12 protein-coding genes are annotated in these 17,060 nt (G+C 70.3%); 9 read left to right on the top strand and 3 right to left on the bottom strand.

Going from position 1 to position 17,060, the window contains the following annotated elements; genetic code table 11:
• Positions 1-62: 62 nt before the first annotated feature.
• From gltX to ACQCO7_RS30795, 3 genes are all read right to left on the bottom strand, one after another.
• A complete protein-coding gene (gltX, locus tag ACQCO7_RS30805; protein ID WP_464074868.1) occupies positions 63-1,547 on the bottom strand; it encodes a glutamate--tRNA ligase in 1,485 nt (494 codons plus the stop codon).
• A complete protein-coding gene (locus ACQCO7_RS30800; RefSeq protein ID WP_464074867.1) occupies positions 1,531-2,307 on the bottom strand; it encodes a fumarylacetoacetate hydrolase family protein in 777 nt (258 codons plus the stop codon). The genes gltX and ACQCO7_RS30800 overlap by 17 nt, the downstream gene beginning before the upstream one ends.
• A 130-nt stretch (positions 2,308-2,437) precedes the next feature.
• On the bottom strand, positions 2,438-2,605 hold the full coding sequence (locus tag ACQCO7_RS30795; protein WP_010353904.1) for a hypothetical protein: 168 nt from the start codon (positions 2,603-2,605) through the stop codon (positions 2,438-2,440).
• 562 nt (positions 2,606-3,167) lie between these two features.
• Between ACQCO7_RS30795 and ACQCO7_RS30790 the strand changes: the two genes are divergently transcribed.
• From ACQCO7_RS30790 to ACQCO7_RS30750, 9 genes are all read left to right on the top strand, one after another.
• Entirely contained in the window at positions 3,168-6,992 is a 3,825-nt protein-coding gene (locus ACQCO7_RS30790; protein WP_464074866.1) for a sensor histidine kinase, read from the top strand.
• Positions 6,993-7,001: 9 nt separating this feature from the next.
• Positions 7,002-7,415: a roadblock/LC7 domain-containing protein gene (locus tag ACQCO7_RS30785; RefSeq protein WP_003993189.1), complete on the top strand. Its 414-nt coding sequence runs from the start codon at positions 7,002-7,004 to the stop codon at positions 7,413-7,415.
• Positions 7,416-7,536: 121 nt separating this feature from the next.
• Positions 7,537-7,935, top strand: a complete 399-nt coding sequence (locus ACQCO7_RS30780; RefSeq protein ID WP_055721152.1) for a DUF742 domain-containing protein — start codon at positions 7,537-7,539, stop codon at positions 7,933-7,935.
• On the top strand, positions 7,916-8,491 hold the full coding sequence (locus ACQCO7_RS30775; RefSeq protein WP_010354691.1) for a GTP-binding protein: 576 nt from the start codon (positions 7,916-7,918) through the stop codon (positions 8,489-8,491). The genes ACQCO7_RS30780 and ACQCO7_RS30775 overlap by 20 nt, the downstream gene beginning before the upstream one ends.
• 367 nt (positions 8,492-8,858) lie before the next feature.
• Positions 8,859-12,170, top strand: a complete 3,312-nt coding sequence (locus ACQCO7_RS30770; protein ID WP_464074865.1) for a sensor histidine kinase — start codon at positions 8,859-8,861, stop codon at positions 12,168-12,170.
• Between the two features lie 10 nt (positions 12,171-12,180).
• Entirely contained in the window at positions 12,181-12,594 is a 414-nt protein-coding gene (locus ACQCO7_RS30765; protein ID WP_007384910.1) for a roadblock/LC7 domain-containing protein, read from the top strand.
• Between the two features lie 74 nt (positions 12,595-12,668).
• Positions 12,669-13,253: a DUF742 domain-containing protein gene (locus tag ACQCO7_RS30760; protein WP_464074864.1), complete on the top strand. Its 585-nt coding sequence runs from the start codon at positions 12,669-12,671 to the stop codon at positions 13,251-13,253.
• Complete coding sequence (locus tag ACQCO7_RS30755) at positions 13,234-13,815, top strand: GTP-binding protein (protein WP_050369277.1); 582 nt, start codon at positions 13,234-13,236, stop codon at positions 13,813-13,815. The genes ACQCO7_RS30760 and ACQCO7_RS30755 overlap by 20 nt, the downstream gene beginning before the upstream one ends.
• Before the next feature lie 92 nt (positions 13,816-13,907).
• Complete coding sequence (locus ACQCO7_RS30750; protein ID WP_464074863.1) at positions 13,908-17,042, top strand: NACHT domain-containing protein; 3,135 nt, start codon at positions 13,908-13,910, stop codon at positions 17,040-17,042.
• Positions 17,043-17,060 lie beyond the last annotated feature (18 nt).

Raw genomic sequence — 17,060 nt, 5'->3', positions numbered from 1 at the left:
ACGGTACCGGGAACGGGCGAGGGCGGCACCCTCGTTGGGTGCCGCCCCGGTGAACTGCCCCTTTACGCCGCGAGCTTGGCGAGGGCCGCGTCGATGCGGGCCAACGACGCCTCCTTGCCGAGGACTTCGAGGGACTCGAAGAGGGGGAGGCCGACCGTGCGGCCGGTGATCGCGACGCGGACGGGGGCCTGCGCCTTGCCGAGCTTGAGGCCGTGGGCCTCGCCCGCCGCGAGGACGGCTTCCTTGAGGGACTCGGGGGACGTCCAGTCGGCCGCCTCCAGCTTCTCGCGGGCCGTGGCGAGGAGCGCGTCGCTGCCGTCCTTCATCGCCTTCGTCCAGGACGCCTCGTCCTCGACGGGCTGCGGGAGGAACAGGAAGTCGACGTTGTCGGTGATCTCCGAGAGGACCTTCAGCCGGGTCTGCGCGTGCGGGGCGATGGCCTGCCACTTCGCCTCGTCGAAGTCCTCGGGGGACCACGGCGCGAAGGGGGCCTTGAGCCAGGGGGCGCAGCGCTCGGTGAAGTCCTTCACGTCCAGCATCCGGATGTGGTCGCCGTTGATCGCCTCGCACTTCTTCAGGTCGAAGCGCGCCGGGTTGGGGTTGACGTCCTTGATGTCGAACGCCGCGATCAGCTGGTCCGTCGTGAAGATGTCCTCGTCGGCGGAGAGCGACCAGCCCAGCAGGGAGAGGTAGTTGAGCAGGCCCTCGGGGAGGAAGCCCTTCTCGCGGTAGAGGTTGAGGGACGCCTGGGGGTCGCGCTTGGAGAGCTTCTTGTTGCCCTCGCCCATGACGTACGGGAGGTGCCCGAACTCGGGGGTGGTCTTGGCGACGCCGAGTTCGATGAGCGCCTTGTACAGGGCGATCTGGCGCGGGGTGGAGGACAGGAGGTCCTCGCCGCGCAGGACGTGCGTGATCTCCATCAGCGCGTCGTCGACCGGGTTGACCAGCGTGTACAGGGGGGCGCCGTTGGCGCGGACGATGCCGTAGTCCGGCACGTTCTCCGGGGTGAACGTCAGCTCGCCGCGGACCAGGTCGGTGAACGTGATGGTCTCGTCCGGCATCCGGAAGCGGACGATCGGCTCGCGGCCCTCGGCCTCGTACGCGGCCTTCTGCTCGTCGGTGAGGTCGCGGCAGTGGCCGTCGTAGCCGGAGGGCTTGCCGGCGGCGCGGGCGGCGTCGCGGCGGGCGTCCAGCTCCTCGGTGGAGCAGTAGCAGCGGTAGGCGTGGCCGGCGTCCTGGAGCTTGCGGGCGACGTCCTTGTAGAGGTCCATGCGCTGGGACTGGCGGTAGGGCGCGTGCGGGCCGCCGATCTCCGGGCCCTCGTCCCAGTCGAAGCCGAGCCAGCGCATCGCGTCCAGGAGCTGGCCGTACGACTCCTCGCTGTCGCGGGCCGCGTCCGTGTCCTCGATGCGGAAGACGAGCGTGCCCTGGTGGTGGCGGGCGAAAGCCCAGTTGAACAGGGCCGTGCGGACGAGGCCGACGTGGGGGTTCCCTGTCGGGGAGGGGCAGAAACGTACACGGACGGGGGCGCTAGTCACGCTTGACAACCTTGTTGGTGAGTGTGCCGATACCTTCGATGGTGACGGCGACCTCGTCGCCGGTCTCCAGGGGGCCGACGCCGGCCGGGGTGCCCGTGAGGATGACGTCTCCGGGGAGCAGGGTCATGGCCTCGGTGATGTTGACGATCAGGTCCTCGATCGGGGTGATCATCTCGCTGGTGCGGCCGAGCTGGCGCTGCTGGCCGTTGACCGTGAGCTGGATGGTGAGGTCGCTCGGGTCGAGGTCCGTCTCGATCCAGGGGCCGAGGGGGCAGGAGGTGTCGAAGCCCTTGGCGCGGGCCCACTGCTTCTCGCGCTTCTGGACGTCGCGGGCGGTGACGTCGTTCGCGCAGGTGTAGCCGAGGATGACGTCCTTGACGCGCTCGCGGGGGACCTCGCGGCACATCCGGCCGATGACGACGGCGAGTTCGGCCTCGTGGTGGACCTCGGAGGAGAAGCCGGGGTACTGGATGGCGTCGCCGTGGCCGATCACCGAGGTGGAGGGCTTGAAGAAGGCGAAGGGAGCGTCGGGTACCTCGTTGCCCAGCTCGCGGGCGTGCTCGGCGTAGTTGCGGCCGAAGGCGACGACCTTGTTGGGGAGCACGGGCGGCAGGAGCCGGACCTTGCTCAGCGGGACCTTGGTCCCGGAGAGTTCGAACTCGGCGAACGGGATGCCCTTGATGATGTCGAGGACGAGTTCGTCGTCCTTGTCACCCTCGACCGCGCCGAACGCGACGTTGCCGTCGATGGAGAACCTGGCGATGCGCACGGGATCCTCGCGCCCCTTTACCTTCTGCTGGCTGGAGTCTGACGCCCCAGGCTAACGCGCGAGACGGCCCCCACCTCGTCCCTTGCGGAGCGGCGGGGGCCGTCTGAGCTTTCGGCGATCTTCGTGCGTACTACTGCGCGGAGACGCTGTCCGGCAGCTCCATGAGGATCGTGCGCCGCGGGTTCGCGGTCTGGGCGGGGAGGTCGACAGAGTGTTCCTGGACCGGGGTCTCCAGCTCGCCGGCGTCCTTCAGGTGGACCAGGGTGGTGCGGCGGGGGTTGGCGGTCTTGCGGGACATGGGCGAGGGCTCCACTGGCTCGTGTCGGATATGCCGAATCTGTAAAGCGTCAGGCTAAACATGGCATTCCCGGGGAAGTCGCGGGGGGCCTGCCCGAGGGCGTGTGAGTTTGCTCACGGAACAGCTGTCAAACCGGTCAATTCAGGCCCGCAAGTGAACGTAACGAAGCGGACATTGTCTGACTGAAGCTGTCATTCCGCTCCTGATCATGGCGACTGGGACACCTTGATCACTTGGAGGGTTTGCCGGGGTTCGCACACTTTAGGGCGGATAGAAATCGACGACGGGTGATCCCCTCCGTACGCACTGTCACGGATGTCACAGCCCGGCCACCAAACCTTGTTGGAGATCCGGCACTGTGCTGGAATCTCACGGACCGCCGCGGGATCGAGCCGGCGCGCAGGGGGCGCACAGAAGCGCCGAGTGGCGGCGAGATAGGGGGAACCAGCGCCGGGTCACTCAACGACCATCCCGGGGGGCGCAGTCAGGGCGCCTCTCAAGACGCCGACACCGCCTTGTCCGTTCATTCGGGAAGGCGCCTGGTCCAGAGGTTGCGACGCTAGTGCAGGGACGATTCAAGAGGGACGGCAGCGCCCCGGCAGGGCCGGAGCCGCGCGGCGGGACTGGAGCGAAGACAGTCAGCTCCTCCCCCCAGCACGCCCAGAACCCGGGTCCCGCCCAGGCAGGCGACGGCAAGAGCCGCCCCGGCGCTCCCACCACCCCGGTGACCCCCACCTCCATACCCCCGATACCCCCGGCCAAGGCCGTCAAGGGCGACTCCGGCAACCGCGTCGCGCTGCGCAACTGGCGTATCTCCACGCGCCTGGTGGCCCTGCTGACCCTCCCCGTGGTCGCCGCCACCACGCTCGGCGCGCTGCGCATCAACCAGTCCATGGAGGACATCCAGCAGCTCGACAACATGCGGCTGCTGACCGACATGACGAAGCAGGCGACCGAGCTGTCGATCGCCCTCCAGAACGAGCGCGACCGCTCGGCCGGCCCCCTCGCGCACGGCGGCAGGGCGGACGACGCCACCGTCAAGGGCCTGCGCACGACGACGGACCGCTCGCTCGACGCGTTCGTCAACGCGTCCGAGGAGATCGACGCCACCAGCAAGAACGGCAACCTCCAGGGCGTCCGCGACAACCTCGTCGGCCTGGTCGGCGACCTCGGCAACCTGGCCAAGCTGCGCTCCACGGCGTACGCCGCGCAGGGCAACGCGATGCAGACGGTGGAGGGCTACCACCGGCTGATCACCCGGCTCGTCGACCTCTCCCAGGACATGGCCGAGGCCACCTCCAACCCGGAGATGATCCAGCGCACCCGCGCGCTCGCCGCGTTCTCCTCCGCCAAGGAGTACTCGTCGATCCAGCGCGCCGTGCTGACGGCCGCGCTCCCGGCGAACAACAAGACCTTCGGCGATCTCAGCGACAACGACCGCAACTACGGCGAGACCGCGGTCGAGGGCGAGGACTCCGAGCTCGCGATCTTCCGCTCGATCTACGGCGACGAGGGCGCCGAGGAGCTGCTGAAGCCGATCGAGTCCGGCAACGCCACGATCGAGGAGGCCGACCAGTACGCGAACCGCGCCTACGCCTCCAACTCCGGTCTGGAGTCGCAGGACAAGCGGTCGTACCAGGACTGGCTGGACGCCTCGGGCACCAAGCTCCAGCAGATGAAGAACATCGAGTCGCAGCTCCTGGACGACATGGAGCAGAAGGCTCGTGAGCTGCGCAACGAGACCGAGCGCGACGCGATCATCTCGGGTGTGCTGATCCTGATGGTGCTCGGCGTCTCGCTGGTCGGCGCGTTCGTCGTCGCCCGGTCGATGATCCGCTCGCTGCGCCGCCTCCAGGAGACGGCCACGAAGGTCGCCCAGGAACGGCTGCCCGAGCTGGTCAAGCAGCTCTCCGAGTCGGACCCGCAGGACGTCGACACCTCCGTCGAGTCGGTCGGTGTGCACTCCCGGGACGAGATCGGCCAGGTCGCCGCGGCCTTCGACGACGTGCACCGCGAAGCCGTACGGCTCGCCGCCGAGCAGGCGTTGCTGCGAGGGAACGTCAACGCGATGTTCACCAACCTCTCGCGCCGCTCGCAGGGCCTCATCCAGCGGCAGCTCTCGCTCATCTCCGAGCTGGAGTCCCGCGAGGCCGACCCGGACCAGCTGTCCTCGCTGTTCAAGCTGGACCACCTCGCGACCCGTATGCGCCGTAACGGCGAGAACCTCCTCGTCCTCGCCGGTGAGGAGCCGGGCCGGCGCTGGACGCGGCCCGTCCCGCTGGTCGACGTGTTGCGTGCCGCCGCCTCCGAGGTGGAGCAGTACGAGCGCATCGAGCTGTCGTCCGTGCCGACGACCGAGGTCGCCGGGCGGGTCGTCAACGACCTCGTGCACCTCCTCGCCGAGCTGCTGGAGAACGCGACGTCATTCTCCTCCCCGCAGACCAAGGTCAAGGTCACCGGTCACGCGCTGCCCGACGGGCGCGTCCTGATCGAGATCCACGACACCGGTATCGGCCTCTCCCCCGAGGACCTGGCCGCCATCAACGAGCGGCTCGCCTCGCCGCCGACCGTGGACGTGTCGGTGTCCCGGCGCATGGGCCTCTTCGTGGTCGGCCGGCTCTCCCAGCGGCACGGCATCCGTATCCAGCTGCGGCCCTCCGACTCGGGTGGGACGACCGCGCTGGTCATGCTGCCGGTCGACGTCGCGCAGGGCGGCAAGAAGCCGCAGCCGAAGCCCGGTCAGGGCGGTGCGCAGGCCGGTGGCCCGGCGGCGGCCCAGGCCGCCGCGGGTGCGGCTGCCGCGCGGCGCCAGGGCGGACCCGGACAGGGTGCTCCCGGCGCGTTCGGCGGCGGTCCGGCCGGCGCGGGTGCGCCGGGCGGCGGCAAGGGGGCCGGCTTCGGTTCCGGGCCCGCCGGTCCGGGGTCCGGCGCGGGTGCCTTCGGCGGGGGCGGCGCGTTCGGCGCGGGTTCCGGTGCCGGTCCGGGTGCCGGGTTCGGTGCGGGTCCGGGTGGCGGTGCGCTCGGGGGCGGTCCGCGGACCGCGCTGCCCGGGCGGGACGGCGCTCCGGCGCGTGGCCAGCAGCAGGGCGGGCGTCCTTCGGCGCCGGCGCCGGCGGGGACCGGTTCCTTCAACGGGCTCCAGGCCGCGCCGCCGCAGGGACAGCCGGGCCGGCAGCAGGGCCAGGACATGTTCGGCGGCGGTTCGCGGACCCCGCGCGGCAAGGACTCCCGCGGTGGCCAGGACTCCCGTGGCGGCCAGGGCGAGCAGGGCCGTGGCCGGCAGCCGCAGCTCCCGCCGCGCGGTGGCGCCCGGGCCGAGCTGCCGGGCGGCAACCCCCAGCCCCGTACGCCGAGTTGGGGCGACGAGAACGCGCGCACCCCGGCGCTGGACGCGCCGCGCGGGCACGACGAGCCCGATGTGGCGCGCACCTCGCAGCTGCCGCGCATCGAAGGGCCCGGGTCGACCGCCGAAATACCCCGCGTCGAGGGCGACTTCGGGCGGGCCGACGTCAACGGCGCACAGCACACGGGCCAGTTCCCGGCGCTGGGTGCTCCGCAGGGCGACCGGCGGGGTACGCAGGACGACTTCCAGGCGACGAGCCAGTTCCCGGCCATCGGCGGGGGGCAACCGGGCGACGCCGGGGGCCAGTTCGGGCGTACCGGGCAGGAGCCCGCCAATAACGCCAACAATGCCGACAACAGTGGGCAGTTCGTGCGGACGGACGTCTTCGGGACGAACCCCGTGCCGAACACCCCGCAGGACACCGGGCAGTTCCCGGCGCGGCAGCAGGGGTACGACGCGTCGGCCGGTCAGCACGCGCTGCCCGGACGGGCCAACGGGTACGCCGCCGCGCCTCAGCGTCCCGCCGTCCGGCCCGAGCCGGAGGCACTGCCGCCGGCAGGTCCGGGGGACGGTCGTACTCCGCTGTACGACACGCTGGAGACGAACTGGTTCCACCAGCAGGGCGGTCAGGCGCAGGGGGTGCCGCAGCAGCCGCAGGCTCAGGCACCCGCTCCGGCGCCGGCTCCCACCCCCGCGCCCGCCCCGGCTGCTCCGCAGCGGCCTGCCGCCGCTCCGGCGACGGCGGCTTCGTCATCCTGGCGGGCCACTCCGAACGACGATCTGGTCCGGCAGGCCGAGCGGGTGCGTCAGCCCGCCTCGGGCGGGATCACCACTTCCGGCCTGCCGCGCCGGGTGCCCCGGGCGAACCTCGTGCCGGGCACGGCGCAGCAGCAACAGCACCAGGCGGGTCCGCAGGTCTCGCGCGCGCCGGACGACGTGCGCGGCCGGCTGACCAACCTCCGTCGGGGCATCGCTCAGGGCCGTCAGGCCGGGAGCGGGCAGACAGACAGCTTCCCGAGCCCCACCCACCAGCAGGAGCGATAGTTGAGTCAGATGAGCCAGGCGGCACAGAATCTGAACTGGTTGATCACCAACTTCGTGGACAACACCCCGGGTGTCTCGCACACCGTGGTGGTCTCCGCGGACGGTCTCCTGCTGGCGATGTCCGAGGGCTTCCCCCGGGACCGCGCCGATCAGCTGGCGGCGGTCGCCTCCGGGCTGACCTCGCTGACGGCGGGCGCCTCCCGGATCTTCGAGGGTGGCAGCGTCGCGCAGACGGTCGTGGAGATGGAGCGGGGATTCCTCTTCCTCATGTCCGTCTCCGACGGCTCGTCGCTCGCCGTCCTCGCCCACCCCGAGTGCGACATCGGCCTCGTCGGCTACGAGATGGCGCTGCTCGTCGATCGCGCGGGCGCTGTGCTCACGCCGGATCTGCGGGCCGAACTGCAAGGCAGTCTGCTCCACTAGACCGCCCCGGCACCACCCACCTCACCAAATCACCGTCCGGTCGGCACATACTCCCCACCCGGCCACCAGGGACGGCACGAGACCGAGACTTGCCGACTTGCCTGTCCCGCCCGGAGGATCCATGACCCCGCCCACCGCCCATCATGATCCGTACGCGGACCCGTACGCGGACGAGGGTGACCAGCCGCTGGTGCGTCCGTACGCGATGACCGGTGGCCGGACCCGGCCGCGCTACCAGCTCGCCATCGAGGCGCTGATCAGCACGACGGCCGATCCGGCGGCGCTCATGGGGCTGCTCCCGGAGCACCAGCGCATCTGCCATCTGTGCCGTGAGGTCAAGTCGGTGGCCGAGGTCTCCGCGCTGCTGGCGATGCCGCTCGGGGTGGCCCGGATTCTGGTCGCGGACCTCGCCGAGGCCGGTCTGGTGGCGATCCACCAGCCGGGCGGCGACGAGAACAACGGTGGCGCTCCGGACGTGACGCTGCTCGAAAGGGTGCTCAGTGGACTTCGCAAGCTCTGACGGGGGTCGGGCCACCACCTCCGCCAAGATCGTGGTGGCGGGTGGCTTCGGCGTGGGCAAGACCACGTTCGTGGGCGCCGTCTCCGAGATCAACCCGCTGCGCACCGAGGCCGTGATGACGTCCGCCTCGGCGGGCATCGACGACCTGACCCACACCGGGGACAAGACCACCACGACGGTGGCGATGGACTTCGGGCGCATCACCCTGGACCAGGACCTGATCCTGTACCTGTTCGGTACGCCCGGCCAGGACCGGTTCTGGTTCATGTGGGACGACCTGGTGCGCGGCGCGATCGGCGCGATCGTCCTCGTCGACACCCGGCGCCTCGCCGACTGCTTCCCGGCCGTCGACTACTTCGAGAACAGCGGGCTGCCGTTCGTCATCGCGCTGAACGGCTTCGACGGAAGCCAGCCGTACTCGCCGGACGAGGTCCGCGAGGCGCTCCAGATCGGCCCGGACACCCCGATCATCACGACCGACGCACGGCACCGGGCCGACGCCAAGTCGGCACTGATCACGCTGGTCGAGCACGCGCTGATGGCCCGCCTGCGCTGATGATCAAGTGGAGGCTGCCGTAGGGCAGTTGTCGTAGACTCACCCGGAGCCGACTGTGGCCTTTGACACGGTCGGCTTCGGTGTTCATAACGTTTCGGCAGAGGAATCGGGTGGTACCGCCACGCGTCGCGGTCGTGCGGTACCGCTGTGCGCATGGCGGCCCCGTCTTTTGACGGGGCTCGCTCTGTATGACCGTTTTATGAGCGCTTTACATCACACGTAATCGGCTCTTCTCACTGTTTGGAAGAGCACTGTTCGCCATGCTGGAATGCCTGAACTGCCCAATAGTCAATGACGTAACTAGCTGAGAACGCAGTCGATGGCTGGCTGGGCGTTGAGACACTGCCGCCGAGAGGTTGTTGGTCGAGTGAGGCGAAGCAAGAAAAGTCCCGAGCCTGAGGCCCGGGGCAACTTCACCCCGCCGCCGCGCGGAGCGGCGACCGCCCCCGTCCCGGGCTCGGAGCCCCAGACCGCGCCGGCCAAGAGCGGCGGCCGGCTCTCCCCCCGCAACTGGCGGGTGCCCACCAGGCTGAACGCGATCCTGCTCATACCCGTGGTGGTCGGCCTCGTGATGGGCGGCTTCCAGGTGAAGGGCTCGATCGACACCTGGCAGGAGGCGCAGGACGCGGAGAACACCGCGAAGCTGGTGCGCTCGGCGCTCACCTACAGCAACGCCCTCCTCGTCGAGCGCGACGTCACCGCCGCCCCCCTGCTCCAGGGCAAGGGCGAGAACGACCCGACCGTGGTCGCCGCCCGCAAGGCCACCGACAAGGCGTCCGACGAGTTCGACGCCGCCGCGCAGAGCATGCCGAAGCGCGCCAACCTCGTACGCCGCCTCGAAGGCTTCCGCAAGGTCGAGCCGCAGCTCCAGACGATCCGCGCGGTCGCGTACACCTCCAAGCTGACCGGCGTGAAGACGGAGGAGGGGTACGTCGAGGTCGAGCACAAGCTCCTGGAGTTCTCCAACGAACTCGGGCTCGGCACCGGCAACATCACCTCCTACGGCCGTACGGTCTACGCGCTCGCACTCGGGCAGGGCGCGCTCTCCCTCCAGCGCTCCATCGGCATGCACCTGCTGATCAAGCCGGGCACCAGCCAGACGAGCCTCTCCCAGCAGCGGGTCGCCCTCACCTCGTACGCCTACCTGGAGAACATCGCGACCCAGGAGTACCAGAGCGGTGGCACCGAGCAGGACATCGCGAAGCTGACGGCGGCCCAGAAGCAGATCCAGGCCGACGCGGCGACGATGATCCAGGAGCAGAAGGCCAAGAACCCGGACTACGTCGCGCCGCCGACCGACCCGGTGCAGTTCCTGACCGCGATCGCCTCGATCCAGTCGACGGACGCCAGTGAGCGCGCCGCCCTCGCCGAGCAGGGGGTGACCGCCGAGAACTGGTGGGCCATGACGACCCTCAAGTTCGACGCGTACCGCAAGATCGAGTCGGGCCTGTCGGACACCGCGGTGAACGAGGCGTCGGACATCGCGTCCAACGCCCAGCGGGACGCGTACATCACGGGTGCCGCGGTGGTCGTCGCGCTGCTGCTGGCGTTCATCCTCGCCTCGGCCGTGGCCCGGCAGATGTCCCGCTCGATGCGCCAGCTGCGCAACGCGGCCTTCGGGATCGCCGAGCAGCGGCTGCCGATGCTGGTCGACCAGCTCTCCCGTACCGACCCGGGCCGGGTGGACACGCGGGTCGCGCCGATCCCCATCAACACGACGGACGAGATCGGCGAGGTCGCCCGCGCCTTCGACCAGGTCCACCGCGAGGCCGTGCGGCTCGCCGCCGAGCAGGCGCTGCTGCGGGGCAACATCAACGCGATCTTCACCAACCTGTCGCGCCGCAACCAGTCGCTGATCGAGGGCCAGCTGACCCTGATCACCGACCTGGAGAACAACGAGGCCGACCCGGACCAGCTGGAGAACCTCTTCCGTCTTGACCACCTCGCGACCCGTATGCGCCGCAACGGCGAGAACCTCCTGGTCCTCGCCGGCGAGGAGCCGGGCCGCCGCTGGGACCAGCCGGTCCCACTGGTCGACGTGTTGCGCGCCGCCTCCTCCGAGGTGGAGCAGTACGAGCGCATCGAGCTGTCGGGCGTCCCGGAGGCCGAGATCCACGGCCGCGCGGTCACCGACCTCGTGCACCTGCTCGCCGAGCTGCTGGAGAACGCCACCACGTTCTCCTCCCCGCAGACCAAGGTCCGGGTCACCGCGACGCGGCTGCCCGACGGCCGCGTGATGATCGAGATCCACGACAAGGGCATCGGCCTCACCGCCGAGGACTTCGCGGACATCAACCACAAGCTGGCCAACCCGCCGACCGTGGACGCCGCGATCTCGCAGCGCATGGGCCTGTTCGTGGTCGGGCGGCTGTCCGACCGGCACGGCATCCGCGTCCAGCTGCGCCCCTCGGGCGAGCAGGCGGGGACGACGTCGCTGGTCATGCTGCCGGACGCGATCACGCACGGCGGCGGTGGCGAACACCAGCCGGACCAGGACCAGTTCACGGTCTCGCAGATCATCCCCGAGCAGCAGTTCGACAAGCCCGGCGGCGAGAGCTTCGGCCAGCTGCCGCAGCAGCAGCCGATGCGTACGGCGGCCGAACTCGGCTTCGACGACACGCGGTACGAGGTCCCGGACGACATCCGTGACCTGGACCCGGTGGGCCGTTCGCTGATGCGCGAGGAGCGGCGGGCGGCGCTGGACGCGCCCCAGCCCGAGGCGCCCTTCGGCGGTCAGCAGAACACGCACCCGCAGAACACCCAGCCGCAGACCACGCAGGAGACGCCGCTGTACGGCGACTCCTTCACGGATTCTCCGCATCTCCCCCAGCGGACTCCCCAACTGCCCTACGAATCCCCGCAGAACGGCTTCGACGGGGCCGCCACGGGCTTCGTGGAGCAGCCCCAGGCTCCCCAGTCCCCCTATGGGACGCAGTCGCCGTACGAGGGCGCACAGCAGCCGACGTACGACGAGCCGTACTTCACGCCGCAGGCTTCTCCGAACGGGGGCGGGGGTTACCCGGAGCCGGGCGCGCAGGACAACGGGGCCGGCGCGTCGAACGGGTACCCGTCCTTCGAGCAGCCCTCCTACCAGGACGACTGGCCGCAGCAGGGCGACTACCGCAACGGCTACCCGGACCAGTACGCTCCCGAAGCGGAATCCGCGCAGGTCGCTGACGCGGCCGAGGCGGAGCCCGTAGGCTTCGGGCGTCCGGGTCCGGCCCCCTCCGCCGCCGCCCCCTCGCTGACCGACGCCGGGCTTCCGCGCCGCGGCGCGGCGGCGAACGGCGGCGGGCTGCCGGGGGGTGTCGGCGGTGGCGGTGCCGACGGCGGTGCGCAGCAGGAGGCGCCGGTCCCGGCGACGGCGTCCGACAACGGCGACGACGGCTCCTGGCGTTCCGCGAACGACGAACGCTGGCAGCAGGCTTCGCAGTTGCGCAAGCCGAAGGCCGGCGGGGTCACCTCCTCCGGTCTGCCTCGGCGGGTCCCCAAGGCCAACCTGGTCGAGGGTGCCGCGGAGAGCACCCAACAGGGGGGTCCCCAGATCTCCCGCGCCCCGGAGGACATCCGAGGCAGGTTGAGCAACCTGCGTCGAGGGGTCCAGCGCGGGCGCACCGCAGGCAGTGAAACGAACGGTCAGGGCTTCGGTTCTGACAGCACCTACAACCAGGAGCGTTAGTGTGAGCCCGATGAGCCAGGCGGCACAGAACCTGAACTGGTTGATCACCAACTTCGTGGACAACACCCCGGGGGTGTCCCACACCGTGGTGGTCTCCGCCGACGGACTCCTTCTGGCGATGTCCGAAGGCTTCCCCCGCGACCGCGCCGACCAGCTCGCGGCCGTCGCCTCCGGTCTGACGTCCCTGACGGCAGGCGCCTCCCGGATCTTCGAGGGAGGTGCCGTGAATCAGACGGTTGTGGAGATGGAGCGGGGATTCCTCTTCATCATGTCCGTATCCGACGGCTCCTCCCTCGCCGTTCTCGCCCACCCGGAGGCGGACATCGGCCTCATCGGGTACGAGATGGCACTTCTGGTGGACCGTGCCGGTTCGGTCCTGACGCCCGATCTTCGTGCGGAGCTCCAGGGGAGCCTGCTCAACTAGCAGACGGACGGTGCGTTTTGGCGTCCCGAGGCCGTAGGGTTTCGGGACGCGGCACAGTCGGAGGAGGAGAGAAAGTGGCAACACCACCAGGCGGTTCCCATCCGGGCGATTGGTCGTACGGCCCTGGCCACGGCGAGAACGCACCGAACCCGAACCGCTACAACTTCCCCTCCGCACCGAGCCAGCCACGGCAGCCGTACGCCCCGCAGGGACCCGGCCCGTCCCCGTACGACCAGCAGCCGCCGGCCGCGCCGCGCATCCAGCCGGTGCAGCCGCCGCAGCGCCGCACGCCCGAGCCGTCGCCCGCCGGCTCCACGCACAACCCCCTGGTGCGTCCGTACGCCATGACCGGCGGCCGGACGCGCCCGCGCTACCAGCTCGCCATCGAGGCGCTGGTGCACACCACCGCACAGCCGCACCAGATGCAGGGGCAACTGCCCGAGCATCAGCGGATCTGCAACCTGTGCCGTGAGATCAAGTCGGTGGCCGAGATCTCGGCGCTGCTGACCATCCCTCTCGGCGTGGCCAGGATTCTCGTCGCCGACTTGGCGGAGGCGGGCCTGGTCGCCATTCATCAGCCCGGCGGCGACGAGAACGCCGGAGGCCAGCCAGACGTGACTTTGCTCGAAAGGGTGCTCAGTGGACTTCGCAAGCTCTAGCGGAGGGCCTTCCCGCTCCACCACGTCCGCGAAGATCGTGGTGGCGGGCGGCTTCGGCGTGGGCAAGACCACGTTCGTTGGTGCTGTCTCGGAGATCAATCCGCTGCGTACCGAGGCCGTGATGACGTCCGCTTCCGCGGGCATCGACGACCTCACCCACACGGGGGACAAGACGACGACGACCGTCGCCATGGACTTCGGTCGTATCACGCTGGACCAGGACCTGATCCTGTACCTGTTCGGTACGCCGGGCCAGGACCGGTTCTGGTTCATGTGGGACGACCTGGTGCGCGGCGCGATCGGCGCGATCGTCCTCGTCGACACCCGGCGCCTCGCCGACTGCTTCCCGGCCGTCGACTACTTCGAGAACAGCGGGCTGCCGTTCGTCATCGCGCTGAACGGCTTCGACGGAAGCCAGCCGTACTCGCCGGACGAGGTCCGCGAGGCGCTCCAGATCGGCCCGGACACCCCGATCATCACGACCGACGCGCGGCACCGGGCCGACGCCAAGTCGGCACTGATCACGCTGGTCGAGCACGCGCTGATGGCCCGCCTGCGGTAGCAGACTTCCCGAGGGGCCCTTTCCGTTCTGTTCTGCCGGAAAGGGCCCCTTCGGCATGCTCCCCTGCCACACTCGGGCCCAGGGGGTAGGGCATGAGCGTGGAGCTGGCCGCCGTGCGGCTCGGGCAGACCGTCGCGACGAGCGCGGTACGGCTGTGGCTCGGCGGGCGCCGCTCCGAGCAGGAACGCCGGGCCGGGATGGGCGAGTTGATCCGGCTCCGGGTGCCCGGGCTGCGGGCCCGGCGGAGTGTGGAGCGGCAGTTCGAGGAGATCGCGGACGCGGTCGCGGCCCGTGTGGAGCCGTTGCTGGCCCACGAGTTCGCGGGGCTCGCGGAGAACGAGCGCCTCGCGGCGGTGCGGGCCGTGACGGACGCCTTCACCCGGGCCGACCTCTCCGACGCGTCGGTGTTCGAGTCCGACGCGGACCCCGTGGAGCTGGAACGGCGGATCCGGCGGGAGGTGCCGCGCCCGGCCGGACTGGGCGAGGCCGCCGAACGCTACTACGACACGCTGTTCGCCGAGGCTTGCGACTGCTACGTACGGATCCTGCGGCGGCTGCCGGTCTTCACCGAGCGCGCGGTGGGCGAACTCCTGACCCGTACGACGTCGCTCGGGGCCGAACTGGCGCGCGTGCTGGAGCGGTTGCCGGTGCGGTCGCTGTACGCGCCGGAGGGGTCGGACGCGGACGCGGGGTTCCTGCGGGAGTACCTGGGGCTGGTGAGCCGGTCGCTGGACGAGGTGGAGCTGTTCCAGGTGACCTCGCGGCAGCCGCCGCGTACGAAGCTGTCGGTGGCGTACGTCAGCCTGCGCGCCTCCGGGGACGACGGCGCGCGCCCCCGTCCGCTCCCCCGGTACGGGCTGCGGGACTGGCAGGAGTCCGAGAGCACCGGGATGCGGGTGGAGAACGCCCTCGCCGGCTCCTCCCGGGTGCTGCTGCGCGGCGAGGCGGGGTCCAGGAAGACGACCCTGATGCAGTGGCTGGCGGTCATGGCGGCGAGGGGCGGCTTCACCGGCGCCCTCGACGGCTGGAACGGGCTGGTCCCCGTCCTGGTCAAGCTGCGCCGCTATGCGGGCCGGCCGCTCCCCGCGCCCGAAGCATTGCTGGACGGCGTCGCCGGTCCCCTCACCGGGCACATCCCCAAGGGCTGGGTGGACCGTGCGCTGCGGGACGGCCGGGTGCTGCTCCTCGTCGACGGGGTGGACGAACTCCTCGCCGACGAACGCCGGTCCGTGCGCGAGTGGCTGCGCGGGCTGCTCCTCGCCTATCCCGACGTCCGGGCCATCGTCACGTCACGGCCCTCCGCCGCCCGCACGGACTGGCTGCGCGCGGAGGGGTTCGTCTCCCTCCAGCTCGACCGGATGGCGCCGGCCGACCTCACGGCGTTCGTGCGGCAGTGGCATCGGGCTGTGCGGGAGCAGGGGGACGAGTTGCCGTGTCCGGTGGAGGAACTGCCGTCGTACGAACGGGCGTTGCTGGCGAGCCTGCGGGACCGGCCGCATCTGCGCTCCCTCGCCGCGAACCCGCTGCTCGCCGCGCTGATCTGTGCGCTGCACCTGGTGAAGGGGGACCAGCTTCCCCGTGACCGGATGGAGTTGTACGCCATCGCCCTGGAGACGCTCGTCCAGCGGCGGGACGCGGACCGGCGGGTGCCCAGTGCTCTCGCCTCGCCGCTCGGGTTGCCGGACAAGCTGTGTGTGCTGCGGAATCTCGCCTGGCGGCTGTCCGACAACAACCGTACGGAGATCGGGGTGGAGCAGGCGGTTCGGTACGTGGCCTCGCGGCTGTCCTCGATGCGGCATCTGGACGGGGAGTCGGGGGGTGCCGTGCTCGATCAACTGGTCGCGCGGTCCGGGGTGTTGCGGTCTCCCGTCGAGGGGCGGGTGGACTTCCTGCACCGGACGTTCCAGGAGTACCTCGCGGCTCAGGACGCGGCCGACGAGGACAACATGGGGAACCTGGTCGGGCGTGCGCATCTCGACCTGTGGCGGGAGACGATCGTGATGGCGGCCGGGCACGGGAACCTGGCTCAGCGGCGGGAGTTGATCGGCGGCGTCCTCGACCGCGCGGACCAGGAGCCCCGGCATCGGCGGCGACTCCGGCTGCTCGCGGCGTCCTGCCTGGAGACGATGAGTACGGTGCCGGAGGAGGTGGCGGGGAGGCTGGACGCTGCGGTGGGGGCGCTGTTGCCGCCTCGGCGGGAGTCGGAGGCGGTGTCGTTGGCGGGGGTGGGGCCAGCGTTGGTGGCTCATCTGCCGGAGACGTTGGAGGGGTTGACGCGGAAGGCTGCTCGGCAGACGGTTCGGGCTGCGGCGTTGGTGGGGGGTGCGGGGGCGTTGGAGAAGCTGGCGGGGTACGTCGAGAGCGGCGTCCACGAGGATTTGGTCGACGTCTGGGAGTACTTCGACCCGGAGGAGTACGCGGATCGCGTACTCACGCGGCTACGGCTGGACAGAGACCCGCTGAAACTTCAGCACCCGGCGCAGTGGCCAGTGTTGGCTCGGCTTCCGCAAGCCCGACGCATCTGGATCCAGTACGCCTTCACGGAGGGTTTGCAAGTCACCTTGGACCTCCCCGCCGCGCTCGAAACACTCTGGATCACGTCCCTGAGGGGGGACAACGACCTTTCTCCCCTGCGGGACCGCACGGAACTCACTCACCTGGGTCTCTGGTGCTACGACAGACCACTGGTCGACGTGGAACCACTGCGCGGACTGACCGGCCTGACCACCCTTCAGCTGGAGGAATGGCACTCACTCCCTGCTCTGGAGGACATTCCGCTGCCCGAGGGGCTGACTCGTCTGGGGCTTGGCAAAATCGATCGGGACTCCGACCTCGGTCTCCTGACCGAGCGGAGCCGGTTGGAACGTCTCCTGCTCGAAGGAGTGGGTGCCCCACACGGGTTGGACAGCCTCGCGGACTTGTCCAGGCTGACACATCTGCACCTACAACGCTTCGACCTCGAACATTGGCTGCCCGCCCTCGCCACGAGCCCGACACTCACGGAACTCGAACTCTTCCGCTGCCGACTGCCCGTCGATCTCTCGCCCATCGGTGGGCTACCTCAACTGCGCCAGCTCTTCTTGACCGCCTACCGGACACACGACGACACACCCCTCGCCTTGCATACCCTGGCCCGAAGTCCCGGACAGCCTCGCCTGGTTGTCACCGTCAGCCGAGGCACACCGCGTCCCACCGACATCCCCGGCGTCCAGGTCAGATACCTCTGACAGCCCCGCCCTCCCCAT

Source organism: Streptomyces saintjeani, assembly GCF_055409605.1.
The sequence above is the reverse complement of the archived record's forward strand: the minus strand, read 5'-3'. Positions and strand labels throughout refer to the sequence as shown.